General features: G+C 31.4%; 10 protein-coding genes. 6 read left to right on the top strand and 4 right to left on the bottom strand.

Going from position 1 to position 14,311, the window contains the following annotated elements:
* Window positions 1-26 precede the first annotated feature (26 nt).
* Together SJY43_RS03985 and glgA are read right to left on the bottom strand one after the other, a co-directional pair.
* The gene (locus tag SJY43_RS03985; protein WP_396602550.1) at window positions 27-1,292 is read right to left on the bottom strand and encodes a glucose-1-phosphate adenylyltransferase; all 1,266 of its coding nucleotides are present in this window, start codon (window positions 1,290-1,292) and stop codon (window positions 27-29) included.
* 30 nt (window positions 1,293-1,322) lie between these two features.
* Window positions 1,323-2,525, bottom strand: a complete 1,203-nt coding sequence (glgA, locus tag SJY43_RS03980; RefSeq protein WP_396602549.1) for a glycogen synthase — start codon at window positions 2,523-2,525, stop codon at window positions 1,323-1,325.
* A 681-nt stretch (window positions 2,526-3,206) separates the two neighbouring features.
* On the opposite strand from glgA, the gene SJY43_RS03975 reads away from it, so the two are divergent.
* The 5 genes from SJY43_RS03975 (at window position 3,207) to SJY43_RS03955 (ending at window position 9,061) form a co-directional block, all read left to right on the top strand.
* The gene (locus tag SJY43_RS03975) at window positions 3,207-5,561 is read left to right on the top strand and encodes an outer membrane beta-barrel protein (protein WP_396602548.1); all 2,355 of its coding nucleotides are present in this window, start codon (window positions 3,207-3,209) and stop codon (window positions 5,559-5,561) included.
* Between the two features lie 15 nt (window positions 5,562-5,576).
* Entirely contained in the window at window positions 5,577-5,966 is a 390-nt protein-coding gene (locus SJY43_RS03970) for a hypothetical protein (protein WP_396602547.1), read from the top strand.
* A gap of 2 nt (window positions 5,967-5,968) precedes the next feature.
* Window positions 5,969-6,979, top strand: a complete 1,011-nt coding sequence (locus tag SJY43_RS03965) for a sensor histidine kinase (RefSeq protein ID WP_396602546.1) — start codon at window positions 5,969-5,971, stop codon at window positions 6,977-6,979.
* Between the two features lie 4 nt (window positions 6,980-6,983).
* A complete protein-coding gene (locus tag SJY43_RS03960; RefSeq protein WP_396602545.1) occupies window positions 6,984-7,748 on the top strand; it encodes a LytR/AlgR family response regulator transcription factor in 765 nt (254 codons plus the stop codon).
* Between the two features lie 305 nt (window positions 7,749-8,053).
* Window positions 8,054-9,061, top strand: a complete 1,008-nt coding sequence (locus tag SJY43_RS03955) for an IS110 family transposase (protein ID WP_396601757.1) — start codon at window positions 8,054-8,056, stop codon at window positions 9,059-9,061.
* 100 nt (window positions 9,062-9,161) lie between these two features.
* On the opposite strand, the gene SJY43_RS03950 is transcribed toward SJY43_RS03955, so the two are convergent.
* Both SJY43_RS03950 and lepA read right to left on the bottom strand, forming a co-directional pair.
* On the bottom strand, window positions 9,162-10,289 hold the full coding sequence (locus tag SJY43_RS03950; RefSeq protein ID WP_396602544.1) for an ATP-binding protein: 1,128 nt from the start codon (window positions 10,287-10,289) through the stop codon (window positions 9,162-9,164).
* A 177-nt stretch (window positions 10,290-10,466) separates the two neighbouring features.
* Window positions 10,467-12,263, bottom strand: coding sequence for a translation elongation factor 4 (gene lepA / locus SJY43_RS03945; RefSeq protein WP_396602543.1), 1,797 nt, complete (start codon window positions 12,261-12,263; stop codon window positions 10,467-10,469).
* 181 nt (window positions 12,264-12,444) lie between these two features.
* Between lepA and SJY43_RS03940 the strand changes: the two genes are divergently transcribed.
* A complete protein-coding gene (locus SJY43_RS03940) occupies window positions 12,445-14,310 on the top strand; it encodes a sensor histidine kinase (RefSeq protein WP_396602542.1) in 1,866 nt (621 codons plus the stop codon).
* Window position 14,311: the final 1 nt, after the last annotated feature.

The raw sequence follows: 14,311 nt of genomic DNA, 5'->3' as shown, positions 1-14,311 counted from the left end.
ATTATAATAAGAAAAATAAAGGTTATTTATATTACTGTTCCTTTTGGTATTGTTACACCGTGTTTAATAACCACAATGCCATCTCTAATACAATATGTTTCGGTTTCTGTATCTTCTAGGTGTTTGCCTCCGTTTATTCTAACATCATCTCCAATACGACAGTTTTTATCGAGGATGCAGTTTTTTATAAAGCAACGTTCTCCAATACCCATTAAATTTTCAATTTTATTGTTTTGCATATCCTCAAGAGACTCATAATAATCTGCACCCATCATGTAGGTGTTAATAATGGTCGATTCTTTACCAATTCTTGATCTAATACCAATTACCGATTTTTCAATTTTCGATGCACTAATAATACAACCTTCTGAAACCACAGCCTTGTCTAATGCCGTTCCTGCAATTTTTGTAGTTGGAAGCATTCTGGCGCGCGTATAAATACGCTTATCTCTGTTGTATAAATCAAATTTAGGAATATCATCTGTTAATCCTAAATTGGCTTCAAAAAATGATTCTATAGTTCCTATATCGGTCCAATACCCTTCGTATTGATAGCTTAACGTTTTGTGTTTATCTATGGCTTGAGGAATTATTTCTTTACCAAAATCGTTAGTATCTGGGTTTTTCATTAAATCCACTAAAAGTTCACGATTAAAAACGTAAATACCCATAGATGCTAAGTAATTTCGATCTTGCGACTTCATATCATTACTTACTTCAGAGGTCCAATCTGGTAATAAGCTGGCATCTGGTTTTTCAATAAAAGAAGTAATAACGCTTTCTTCATTAGCTTTAAGAATACCAAATCCGGTAGCGTCTTTTGCATTTACAGGAATGGTTGCAATAGAAATTTCTGCACCACTTTCTTCATGAGCTTCAATCATTTTATCATAATCCATTTGGTATAATTGGTCTCCAGATAAAATTAAAGCATATTCAAAATCGTGGTTTAAAAAATGGTGCATACTTTGCCTTACAGCATCAGCAGTTCCTTGAAACCAGGTTTTACTTTCTGGTGTTTGTTCTGCTGCCAATACATCGACAAATGCACTACTAAAAAAACTAAAATGATAGGTGTTTTTGATATGTTTATTTAATCCGGCAGAGTTGAATTGTGTTAATACAAAAATACGTTTGATATCTGCATTAATACAGTTCGAGATAGGGATGTCAACCAATCTATACTTACCTGCTATTGATACAGCTGGTTTTGATCGTCGGTCTGTTAATGGATATAGTCTTGAACCTTGACCACCACCTAATACAATGGATAAAACTTTATTGTTAATCATATTTTAGTTTTTTTAGTTAGTTCCTTTAATTTATATTAATGATTTATATAATTCTTCTACTTGTTTAGCTATGGCTATCCAATCAAAATAATCTTCAACACGTTTTCTGCCTTTTTCTGCCATGGTTTCCCTTAGCGATTTATCACTAATCACTTTATTTACTCCGTTGGCTAAATCTCTTGAAAATTTATCAGGATCAATAGGTTCAAAAGGCGCTTCTGTTTGTTGTTCTAACGGAATTAACAGCCCTGTTTCGCCATGCACAACAACTTCTTTAATGCCACCAACCGCACTTGCTACTACAGCCGTATTACATGCCATGGCTTCAATATTTATAATTCCAAATGGTTCATATATTGAAGGGCAACAAAATACATCGGCATGCGAGTATAATTGAATAATTTCTTCTTTAGTTACCATTTTGTCAATCCAAATCACATTATCGCGTGTTTTTTTAACGACGTTAACAGCGTCTTTCATTTCTTCTCCAATTTCTGGAGTATCAGGTGCGCCTGCACACAGTACAATTTGCGTATCTGGATCTATATATTTTATAGCATTTACCAGATGAATAATTCCTTTTTGACGCGTAATTCTACCAACAAAAAGCACATATGGCTTGGTTTTATCAACGCCATACTCATCTAAAGTCGATGTTTCTGATGTGGTTATATATTGTTGAAGATTTATACCATTGTATATAACATGAACTTTACTTTCATCTACATCAAAATGTTTTAAAACATCTTCTTTCGTTTCTTCTGAAACCGCAATAAGGGCATCAGCCATTTCTATTGCTGTTTTTTCTACCCATGAAGAGGCATCGTATCCACGTCCTAATTGTTCACGTTTCCAAGGGCGTAAAGGCTCTAAAGAGTGTGTTGTAATAACCAAAGGAACACCATAGCAAAGTTTTGCAACAATACCCGCAAAGTGAGCATACCAAGTATGACAATGAACCACGTCGGCATTAATAGGTTCTGCATTCATATGAAGACAAGTACTCAAGGTCTTGAAAACCGACTTTAATTTATCATCAGAATTTTCAAAAACACCATCATCAAAAGGAAACCCTTTTACAGTTAAATTTTCTGATTTGACATCTTGATCTCCAAAGCACCTTACATCCATTTCAATTAATTTAGCCAATTCGTCGGCCAAATATTCAACATGTACTCCTGCGCCTCCATAAACATATGGTGGAAATTCTCTTGTGTAAAAAAGTGCTTTCATATAAGGAAATTAAAAAAAACGTTTAAAAATCATACAAAAAAAGGAAATTCATTAACAGAAAGAGCTTTTTGTTGTGTTTAATTAAAAAAAATTGCCAATACAATGTTTTTAAGTCAGTTTATTGAAAATCAGGTAAAAGACGTATCAAAAAATGGTAATTTGTTAATAACAATTAAAGTGTTTTAATTAAAAGTAAACAAATAGTTAATTCTAGCTAAGCATAGTAAAATTAAGCATTTGTTATAGGTTTAACTATAAATTAAGTTTACAATGTTATAAACATACAAAATATTTATTAACATTATTTGTGTTGTTTTATTTTTATGAAAAAATAGGCGTTTCTTCCTTTAAAGGAAATTATTAATAAAAAAAATAAGTAAAACGACAGGTTTGGTTTTAATCATTCAAACAAAATTGCTAAAATGATTATTAAATTATTTGAAGATAATCTATTTTATTAAAACTGAATTATCAATTTAATAATAAAATGGACTATAAATAGGAATAATATATTTTTATTTGGTTTTGCTTAAATGAATTTCTCAATAATTTCATTATTGTCATTAAGCTTGTCAAAAAAAAAGGAACTTTCAACCTTATTTTAGCCTGATTCATCAGAAACGATTTTAAATTATTTAGTAATCCCCATAGATTTGACTTATCAATCTAAAACAAGCAGTTATGAATGTCTTAATTAAAATCATTTTAGCCTTTCTTTTGGGAGTAGTTACTCTTAATGCTCAAAATCAAGTTTCAGGAACAGTTTCAGAAAACAATCAACCTCTTGAGTTTGCTAACGTTGTAATGTATAGCGAATTTTCTAAAGACGTAGTTACAGGAGTTATTTCTAATGAAAGTGGAAACTATATTTTTACAGATATTGCAAATGGAAGTTATTACATAGAAGTGTCTATGCTTGGGTTTAAAACCCAAAAATCAGAGGTATTTGAGCTTTTAACAAATAAAGAGTTAGATTTTATATTAATCGAAGAAAATCAAAACTTAGATGAAGTAGTCATTAAAAATAAACGTCCAGTAATTAGGCAAACCGCAGAAAAACTTATCGTAGATCTAGAAAAATCTGAAATGATTAATTCCAACCTTCAAGATGTTATGAAAGGCGTTCCAGGAATTTTGGTGACTAATAATGGTATAAGTTATGCCGGGCAAAGCAATATTAGGATTCTTATTAATGGAAAAACCACCGATTATATGGATATGGATACGCTACTTCGCGATATGCCGGCAGATAATATTGCTAAGGTAGAATTGGTAGAACAACCAGGCGCTGAGTTTGATGCAGAAGGTTCTGGGCCTATTATAAATATTATTTTAAAGAAAAATGTAAAATTAGGCACTCATGGTAACGCTACAAGTTGGTTTGGTGAAGATCAAGGTTTTGAGTATGGGGCAAGCGCATCTATAGCGAGTTATAAAAACAAATTGAATTGGCAAGCTAGTGCTGGGTATTCTGCACCTACATGGCGAGAAGATTTATTTATTAAAAGAACCATTGGAAACGAAACCTACGACCAAGCCACCATCGAGCCTTACGACCCTAAAAGTGTTAGGGTAAGTGCAAGTATTGATTATTACATAAATGACGATCATTCTATAGGTATTGGTATTAGAAGAAATAGTACAGATTCTAATAGAGACTCTAGAAGTACCAATACGATTACCACACCAAGTACAACCAATTTATTATTATCTAGAAACAGTTTTAATCGCGACCAGGAAGTTTTTAATGTAAACCCATATTACGAGTTTAAAAACGATGCGCATAAATTTACAGCCGATTTTAATTTTGTAGATTATAAAAATGACAACATCAATACTATTTCATCACTCCCCGAAAGTACTGTTGCCTATACAGATCAACGCTATTTGCAAGATGCCGAATACCAAATTAAAACATATAAAGCTGATTATTCTAGGCTATTTTCTGACGATTTTAAGCTAAGCTTTGGTATTAAAAACTCTCAAGTAAACACAGATAGCGATTTAAAATCTTTTAATGATAATAATAACGGAGGTTTTGATTTTGATGAAGGTGCTAGCAATCGCTTTTTAGTAGACGAAAGTATTTTTGCATTGTATTCAAAAGTAAATATAACCAAAGGAAAATGGTCTTTTTCTGGTGGTTTGCGTTTTGAAGATAGTAATACGCAAGGCACTTCAAGTAGTAATAATGAAACTCGAGAACGTAAAATATCTAAACTTTTCCCAAGCGCATCTGTTAGCAGAAAAATAAATGAAAATTTAGGAGCAAGTCTGGCATATAGTTACCGTATTCGTCGTCCTAGTTATAATACTTTAAATTCTTTTGTAACCTATTACGATCCGTTATCTTCTGATGTTGGTAACGAAAATTTAAAACCATCATTTACTAATAGATATCAATTTAATTTAACGTTCGATGGTCAACCTTTTTTCACCATTGGTTATAGTGAAACAAAAGATGCTATGTTTCAATTTGTTTCTCAAGATGACGCTACTGCTCAAATTGAGCGCACAACAATTAACTTAAACGATAGTAAAAACTGGAATTTTAGACTATTTGGTCCCTTAAGTTTTATAAAAGGTATGGATGGTTACACAGGTTTTATTGTAAACTTTAATAAATTTGAGTCTAACCCAAACAATCTAAATTTACAAAAGTGGAGTTTAATGTGGTTTACACAGGCTAATTATGAACTGCCTTGGGAAATTAATGCCGAATTAAACGGAAATTACGGCACAGGAGCTCTAGAAGGCGGTATTGATGCAGAGTGGTTTGCAGGACTTGGGTTTTCTTTTAGCAAAAAGTTTTTAGACGAAAAACTAAAAGTAAATTTAGGGTTTAATAAGATGTTAAATAGAGGTTTTGTTGGAGTTATAGATTATAATAACTTATTTGCAGAAGTAGAGAGTAACCAATCTAGGCAAAATATTCAATTGCGTTTGTCTTATAGTTTTGGTTCTAAATTTGGCAAAAAGAAAGCTCGAAGAAATGCTTCACAAGATGAAGAAAATAGAATTGACGATAATAATTAATACGTTTGTTTAATTATGAAAAATAGAGAAAAATTACTTGTTTTAATTCCAGCTCTTTGGGCAAGCCTTTTTGATATTGTAATAACAATAGTGCATCAACCAAAAGGCTATTGGAACGGAGATTTAAATATAGCTAATGAAGCAAACCCAATTGGAAATTTCATGATGAAGTATCATGTTTCTGGGATATTTATTATTTCAATTTTATGGCTTGTTATAATTGCTATTCTTGGGTATTATTTACCTAGAAAAGTAGCACGAGTCTTTCTTCTATTCACCTTAATGATTCATAGTTGGGGTGCTTCAACTTGGATCTCTAATTATTATAGTTTTTGGCTTGTTATTGTATTTATTTTGTTCAATTCTATTTTGTATTTGAAAATGGAGGGTTATCTTAAAAATTAATTATGAATACGAAACTTAATAGATCAGATTTTATAGTTTTAGCAATTTATTTTGTAGTCTCTTTTATTATTCAAGGTATTGATTATTACGATAGAGGCGCCTTAATACGGGAGTATTTTTTCGATTTTATAATTGAGTTAATTTGTGTTTGTAGCCTAATATTATTATTTATATACTGGCTGATTCCAAAATTTGTAATGGAAAAAAAATACTTTCTGTTTTTTGCTTTAGCCTTAACGCTTATGGTAACTATTTCGGCTGTAGATTATACCATTGGTTTTTGGTCTGGAAATAACGATTGGAACAAATATCCAAAAGGATTAAACTTCATTTTACTAATGATTAATATAAGTTCGCAGCAAATGGCTTTCCCCTTTGCCCTACTTTTAACCAAGAAATTCTACGAAGGACAAAACGAATTTTTAAAAATAGAAAAGCAGCAAAAAGAAAACGAGCTTAAATTATTACGCTCACAAATAGACCCGCATTTTTTGTTTAATAACCTTAACACGCTCGATTCTTTAATTGATAGTAATACCGAAAAAGCTAAGGAATATATTAATAGACTATCATTAATTTATCGCTATTTAATTAAAACTAAAGATGCTGAGGTAATGGAACTTTCGGAAGAATTACAACTTGCCGAAAATTATATATTTTTAATAAAAACCCGATTCGAGCACGATTATGATTTTAAAATAGAAAAGAACACATCTATTGAAGATAAATTTATACCTACAGGTGCGTTACAAGCCTTATTAGAAAATGTTGTAAAACATAACAAGCCACTTAACGGAAACGCTATAAAAACTGTAATTACAATTAATGAAAATGTGTTGAAGGTCTCCAATACAAAATCTAATATTTTATCTAAAAACGAATCCTTTGGAACAGGATTAGAGAATTTAAAAGCCCGTTATCAGTTATTATCAGATAAAGAAGTTATTGTTATTAACACAGAACAAGAATTTAAAATCTCTATTCCTATTATTAAATTAATCGAAGAAAACTAAAACGATGAATATTCTAATTCTAGAAGACGAAATCCCAGCATATCAAAAACTAGTATCTTTTGTAAACGATTATTTTGAAGAGGAAGTTCCGCACCATTGGGCACGTACAAATACCGAAGGAAAAGCGTTATTACAAAAAAACACATACTCTTTTATATTATCAGACATTCAGTTACTCGACGGTATGTCTTTCGATTTATATAATGAAATTTCTATAGATGTTCCCATCATTTTCTGCTCTGCACACGACGAATACTTGTTTCAAGCCTTTAATACTAATGGCATCGCTTATATTTTAAAACCATACACCCAAACCGATTTCAAGAAAGCCATGGAAAAATACCAGTCGCTTTTTAACAAAGGGAATTATAATATACTAAATAAAACAACCATTACAGAGCTTAAATCGGCATTAAAAGAAGAACACACTAATTATAAAAAACGCTTTGTAATAAAAAAAGCAAAAGGTATTCAGCTATTAAATGTTTCAGAAATTAGCAAAATAGAAGCTTCTGGAGATTTTTGTATTGCTACAGATTTAAAAGGGAAACGACATACCATTTCTCAAAATTTAGGAAGCATTCATCAACAATTACATCCTAACAAATTCTTTAAAATTAACAGAAGTGAAATTATTTGTATTGATGCTATCCAGAATATAGAAAGTCATTTTAAAAACCGCCTTCTCATTACAGTAACAGGAATAAAAGATAAAGCCATGACGAGCTCTTCAACAACTTCAGACTTTAGAAAATGGTTGGAGCAGTAGTTTTTTTGGCGTTACCACAAGGGTCGGGCTTTCCATTTCAAGTCCTCGCACTTCCTGCGTCAGGCTGTGGGCTTTCCTCTACAATCCCTAACCTTTAGTTTGCATAAAGAATAATACACTAAATTTATTCAAAGGAAAACAGAGGTGAACTACATCCCTAACTAAGTTAGTCTTATGCTGCGTATTAGTCCTCTGTTTTCTCCTTAGAATTTAAGTTGAAAAGCTTCAAATAGAATAGTAGACGTCAGAGGTCTAATAAAGGTTATAAAGCGATTCAACATTTTTTAAAAACTTAATATAAAATTATGAAAAATTATTCATTTCATGTTGGCATTGACATCTCAAAATTAAAATTAGATGTGGTTATAGTAGATAAAACAAATCCCATGTCATTGGAACATTTCGTTGTTACGAACAACACCAAAGGTTTAAAGCGAATGCTTACAGTTTTAAAAAAAAGAAAAATAGATTTAGAAAGTACCCTGTTCTGTTTTGAAAACACAGGTGTTTACACATTTCCTTTAAGCTGTTTTTGTTTTGAAAATGAGTTTGATTATTGGATTGTTCCAGCGGTAGAGATTAAGCGATCTAAAGGCATATCAAGAGGTAAAAGTGATAAGTCTGATGCTAAGGATATCGCTTTTTATAGCATTCGCAATATAGATAAGCTACAACTATCAAGTGTACCAGAGAAATCAATCCAGCAGTTAAAATTACTTTTTACTGAGCGCGAGAAAATCAAGAAATCCCTTTTACTATTTGGTTCAACTAGAGAAAATAAAGGGTATACGTCGTTAGATGTTTATAAAACAGTAGAGATTCAGAACAAGAAAACAATTAAATTTCTTAAAGCGAGCTTAAAAGTTATAGATGCTAAGATGCGTGAACTTGTAAAGCAAGAGCCTAAATTAAAACGTCAATTTGAGCTTATAAAAAGTATTAAAGGTGTTGGCGAGAAAACGGCTATTTATTTTATAATAGCAACTAAAGGGTTTAAGGTCTTTGACTCGGCTAGAAAACTAGCCTGTTATGCAGGAGTTGCACCTTTTGAGTACAGCTCAGGCTCAAGTATTAGAGGAGGTACTAAAGTTAATCATATGGCAGACAAAACAATGAAGTCTTTACTTCAAATGTGCGCCTTATCAGCCGTAAAGCATGATGCACAATTAAAAGCTTATTACTTAAGAAAACAAGATGAGGGGAAAAATAAAATGTTGGTTCTAAATAATGTGAGATGTAAAATTATAGGTCGAATTTTTGCTGTAATTAATAGAGATTCTCCTTTTGTAGACACTTATAAATTTGTCGCATGATTTTTAACGAAAACTATTTGTTTTCTATCATAGAATACGCAATTATCCGCTAGGTTTGTTTTCAAACCGCTAATTTTTTATGGTTTGGTAGCATAATAATTTAGTACTTTTCACTTTTTAAAAAGGCTAAAAAGTTTTCTTTATCTATAACCTTTACTTTAGTTTTATATGTTTTTTCAAAAGTTTTAGGAATTTTTACTTTCGCCTTAGCCCTCCATTTAAATTCAAAAGCATTTAAATTATCTACCAATGTTTCAATATAGTCAACCTCCTGTTGTGCTGTAGTTCTCCAAAAATAAGATTGTACTAAGCGTTTATTATAACTGTTTAATTTTAGGCGTTCACTAATTAAAAAATTTTCCCATAAAGCACCTTTATCCTGTCTTAATTCTAAAGGTCTAAAATCATTAATAACAGCATTTCTTATACCATTATCGTAGAAATATATTTTTTGATTACGTTTAATTTCATTTCTTAAATTCTTGCTAAAACTTGGCAATCTAAAAACAACATAATTATTTTCAAGAATATCAATATAACTGTTTACTGTGTTTTTATCTATGCCTAAAAGTTGTGCGAGTTCATTATAGCTCACTTCCTGTCCTATTTGGTAAGCTAAGGCCTGCAGTAATTTTTCTAAAACCTCTGGCTTTTTAATGTTATTAAAAGCTAGAATATCTTTATATAGATAACTGTCTGTTAGTGTTTTCAAAACATCAATTTCATCTCCTAAATTATTCAAAACGTCAGGATACATGCCAAAAATTAAACGTTGCTCTAGTTGCTGTACGGCTTTTAAATAACCTAAACTAGTTTCAAACTCATCCCAAGAAATTGGAAACAAATAATATTGCCATTTTCTACCAGTTAATGGCTCGTTTACTAAATTTTTTAATTCAAAAGCAGAAGAACCGCTAACTAATAATTGTACGTTTTTAAATTGATCTGTTATAATTTTTAAGGTCAACCCAATGTTTTCTATACGCTGCGCTTCGTCTATAAATAGAATGGTGTGTTCTCCAATTATAGATTTTAATTGCTCTGTATTAGCCGATTTTAATATGGTACGAACAGTAGGGTCATCACCATTTAAAAATAAATGTGATTTGTGCTCTATAATGGAATGTATTAAAGTTGTTTTTCCAACTTGTCTTGGACCAATAAGTAAAATGGCTTTTCCCTTACCAAAACGATCTTCAATTTGTGATTTTAATACTCTATAAAACATTTTTTCTTTTTAATTCACCAAATATAATATTTTTTAGTGAGTCAATTCACCAAATATTATGTTTTTTGGTGAGTTAACTCACCAATATTGATGTTTGTGAATTTAAAGTATCCTTTTTAATGCTGTATAAAGTTCGCTTTTTGAGATAATAAGATTCCTTTTTTCAAAGGAATTTATCTAATCATTCAACTTCAATACCGCCATAAAGGCTTGTTGAGGGATTTCTACATTACCAACTTGACGCATACGTTTTTTACCTTTTTTCTGTTTTTCAAGTAATTTACGTTTACGAGAAATATCACCACCGTAACATTTTGCTGTTACATCTTTACGAAGTGCTTTAATGGTTTCTCTTGAAATAATTTTAGCACCAATTGCAGCTTGAATTGGAATATCGAATTGCTGACGCGGAATTAATTCCTTCAACTTCTCACACATCTTTTTACCAATGTTTTGTGCATTATCGGCATGTATTAAGGCCGATAATGCATCAACGGTTTGTGCATTCAATAAAATATCTAAACGCACTAGTTTTGATACTTTCATACCAATTGGATGATAATCGAAAGAAGCATAACCTTTAGAAACCGTTTTTAAACGATCATAGAAATCAAATACAATTTCAGCTAAAGGCATTTCAAAAGTTAATTCAACACGCTCTGTAGTTAAATAGGTTTGATTCATTATAAGTCCGCGTTTCTCAATACAAAGCGACATTACGTTACCAACAAAATCAGATTTTGTAATAATGGTAGCTTTAATAAATGGCTCTTCAACACGGTTTACTGTAGATGGTTCTGGTAAATCAGACGGGTTATTTACAATAAAAGCTTCATCTGGATTTTTATTCGTGTACGCATGGTAAGATACGTTAGGAACCGTTGTGATAACAGTCATATCAAACTCACGTTCTAAACGCTCTTGAATAATTTCCATGTGCAACATCCCTAAAAATCCGCAACGGAAACCAAAACCTAATGCCGCAGAACTTTCTGGAGCAAATACCAAAGAGGCATCATTAAGTTGCAGTTTTTCCATAGAGTTTCTAAGCTCTTCGTAATCTTCGGTATCAACTGGGTAAATACCAGCAAATACCATGGGTTTTACATCCTCAAAACCTTCAACAATATTGGTTGTTGGTTTCGCAAAATCGGTAATAGTATCTCCAACTTTTACTTCTTTAGCAGTTTTAATACCAGTAATTAAGTAACCAACATCACCTGCTTTTACACTTTGTTTAGGGACTTGTTCAAGTTTTAAAGTACCAACTTCGTCGGCAAAATATTCTTTATCTGTAGCAACAAATTTAATTTTTTGTCCTTTTTTAATTTCACCATTAAACACTCTAAAATAGGTTTCAATACCTCTAAATGTATTGTAAACCGAATCGAAAATTAATGCTTGTAGTGGCGCATTTGGGTCTCCTTTTGGCGCAGGAACACGTTTTATAATGGCTTCAAGAATATTATCAACTCCAAATCCTGTTTTCCCACTAGCGTGAATCACTTCTTCTGGGTCGCAACCTAATAAATCTACAATATCATCGGTAACTTCTTCCGGGTTGGCACTTGGTAAATCTACTTTATTTAAAACAGGAATAATTTCTAAGTCGTTTTCTAAAGCTAAATATAAATTAGAAATAGTTTGCGCTTGTATACTTTGTGCAGCATCTACAATAAGTAAAGCGCCCTCGCAAGCTGCAATAGATCGAGATACTTCATAAGAAAAATCTACGTGGCCAGGTGTGTCAATTAAGTTCAACACATATTTTTCACCCTCAAATTCATAATCCATTTGTATGGCGTGCGATTTTATAGTAATACCACGTTCGCGTTCCAAATCCATACTATCTAGCAATTGTGCTTGTTGTTCTCTGGCCGTTACCGATCCTGTAAAATCTAACAAACGGTCTGCAAGCGTACTCTTACCGTGATCAATATGTGCAATGATGCAAAAATTTCTAATGTTCTTCATAGTCAAAATATTGCCGTTTAAACAGCGATTGCAAAGATAGTTAAATATGTTGGTGAATTGTAAACCATAAATAACCTTATTTATGCAGTTTACAATGCGTTTTGGTAGTTTACAAGAAATCTGTTTTTTAAATCTTTATATCCATGTTGATTTGCAATACAAATATTTAAATTTACAACAGATGAAAACAACATGTTACTTTTTACTAGCATTATTTTTAGGAATGTATTGCAACGCTCAAGATATTGAGGAATTACCAACACAACCTTGGGAGGAGTTGGTTGAAATGAATGCAGATAAAAAAAATCCAATTCGTAAATGGGGAGATAGTATTAATGTAAGCATCGAGGGACTTTATAAAACTTCAGATTCTTTGGTTATTTCTAAAATTGTTAAAAAACTAGATAGTATAACTGAAACCACAGTTATTGATTTTACAAAAGCCAAAGATGTTTACAAAAACTATTTGAAAATTAAGTTTCTTGATAAATATGTTAAAGATGATGATAACCGATATAGAACTATTTATTCCAAGAATTGGTTTAATACAGATAAAACGTATTATGGAGGTGAGTTGTATATCTATGTTATGGAGGGAACAGATCTAGAGGTTAGAGAAAAATTAGAAAGTAAAATAGCTAAAATGTTAGTGGGTGGTAATTTTGCACAACCTAATGCCCTTAAGAAAAGAGAAAGTATTTTTAACCCATTAGGCATAGTTTCTAATTCTAAAGGTGCTTTAAATACTGGGGATGTTTCTATAATTAAAGAGGTCTACAAAAAAAGTTTTGAAGATCGAATGCAACAAGCAACACAACAATTTTCTTATGTTTTAGATAGATTAGAACATGATAAGATTATCACCAGAGATAAATCTTTATGGTGGATAAAAAACCCCATAGCTGTTATTTTTTTACCAGCGTTAATTTTAGTGTTATTTTTTATATTTCTCATTAGTAAATTAAAGAAGACAATACATTTAAAAATAAAAAATGAATCACTTAGGTTTGCTGTTTTATCATTTGTAATATTATTATTTGCAGCAATAGTTATAATATTTTGTGTCTCCTTTTTTGATTTTTTAACCATTCCAGATGATTGGTCTAAGGTTCCTATAATTAGAAAGGATACTGTTATATCAACAGCCGCCGCATTAATTCCGCTGTTTCCACTACTTTTTTTATTTCGGTTTATTGAGTTTAAAATTCAAAAAAGTTCTCAAAATATTTTTGTTAAAACCATACTTGTTTTCCTCTCAACGGGGGTGTTGCCGTTTTTATGTGTTGCAATTATCTTCTTTTTTACGGTGAGTGGGAAAGGTAATATTCAAGGTGGTTATACAACATTATCTCAAATATTTTTGTTTTTAATGAGTGTGGCTTCACTAAGAGCCTTAATAAGTTATTTCATCTTTAAAGAACGAAATTTAATCATAGAAAATGAAACCAAACTTTCTCATTTAAGAGAATTAAAATCTAAAGCAGAATTAAAATCTTTACAATCTCAAATCAATCCACATTTCCTTTACAATGCTTTAAATTCCATAGCTAGTTTAGCACCAATAGACGCTAACAAAACACAAAAAATGGCACATTCTTTATCCGATTTGTTTAAGTATTCCATCAACCGAAAAGGAAAAAAAATGAGCACGATTAAAGATGAAATAGATATGGTAACATCTTATTTAGACATTGAAAAAATACGTTTTGGAAACCGGTTACAGTTTGATATTGAAGTAGATGAAACGCTCTTAAATCATGAAATCCCCTTATTTTTAGTTCAGCCCTTAGTAGAAAACGCCGTAAAACATGGTGTGTCTCAAAATGAAGGCGAGGGTAACATCAGTTTAAACATTGAAAAAGAAGCAAATCAGTTAGTTATTTCCGTAAGCGATAATGGACCCGATTTCCCTGAAGGTTTGGTAAGCGGCCATGGGTTGCAAACGGTTTATGATTTGTTACGTTTAAGTTACGGCGATAAAGCGGCTATAAATTGGACGAATTCCCCAGCAAAAGTAATTAGCATTACCATACCAGATACTATTTAAT

Origin of the sequence: Algibacter sp. R77976, from assembly GCF_044594645.1 — a bacterium.
In the GTDB taxonomy this organism is placed as follows: Bacteria; Bacteroidota; Bacteroidia; order Flavobacteriales; family Flavobacteriaceae; genus Algibacter_B.
The sequence above is the reverse complement of the archived record's forward strand: the minus strand, read 5'-3'. Positions and strand labels throughout refer to the sequence as shown.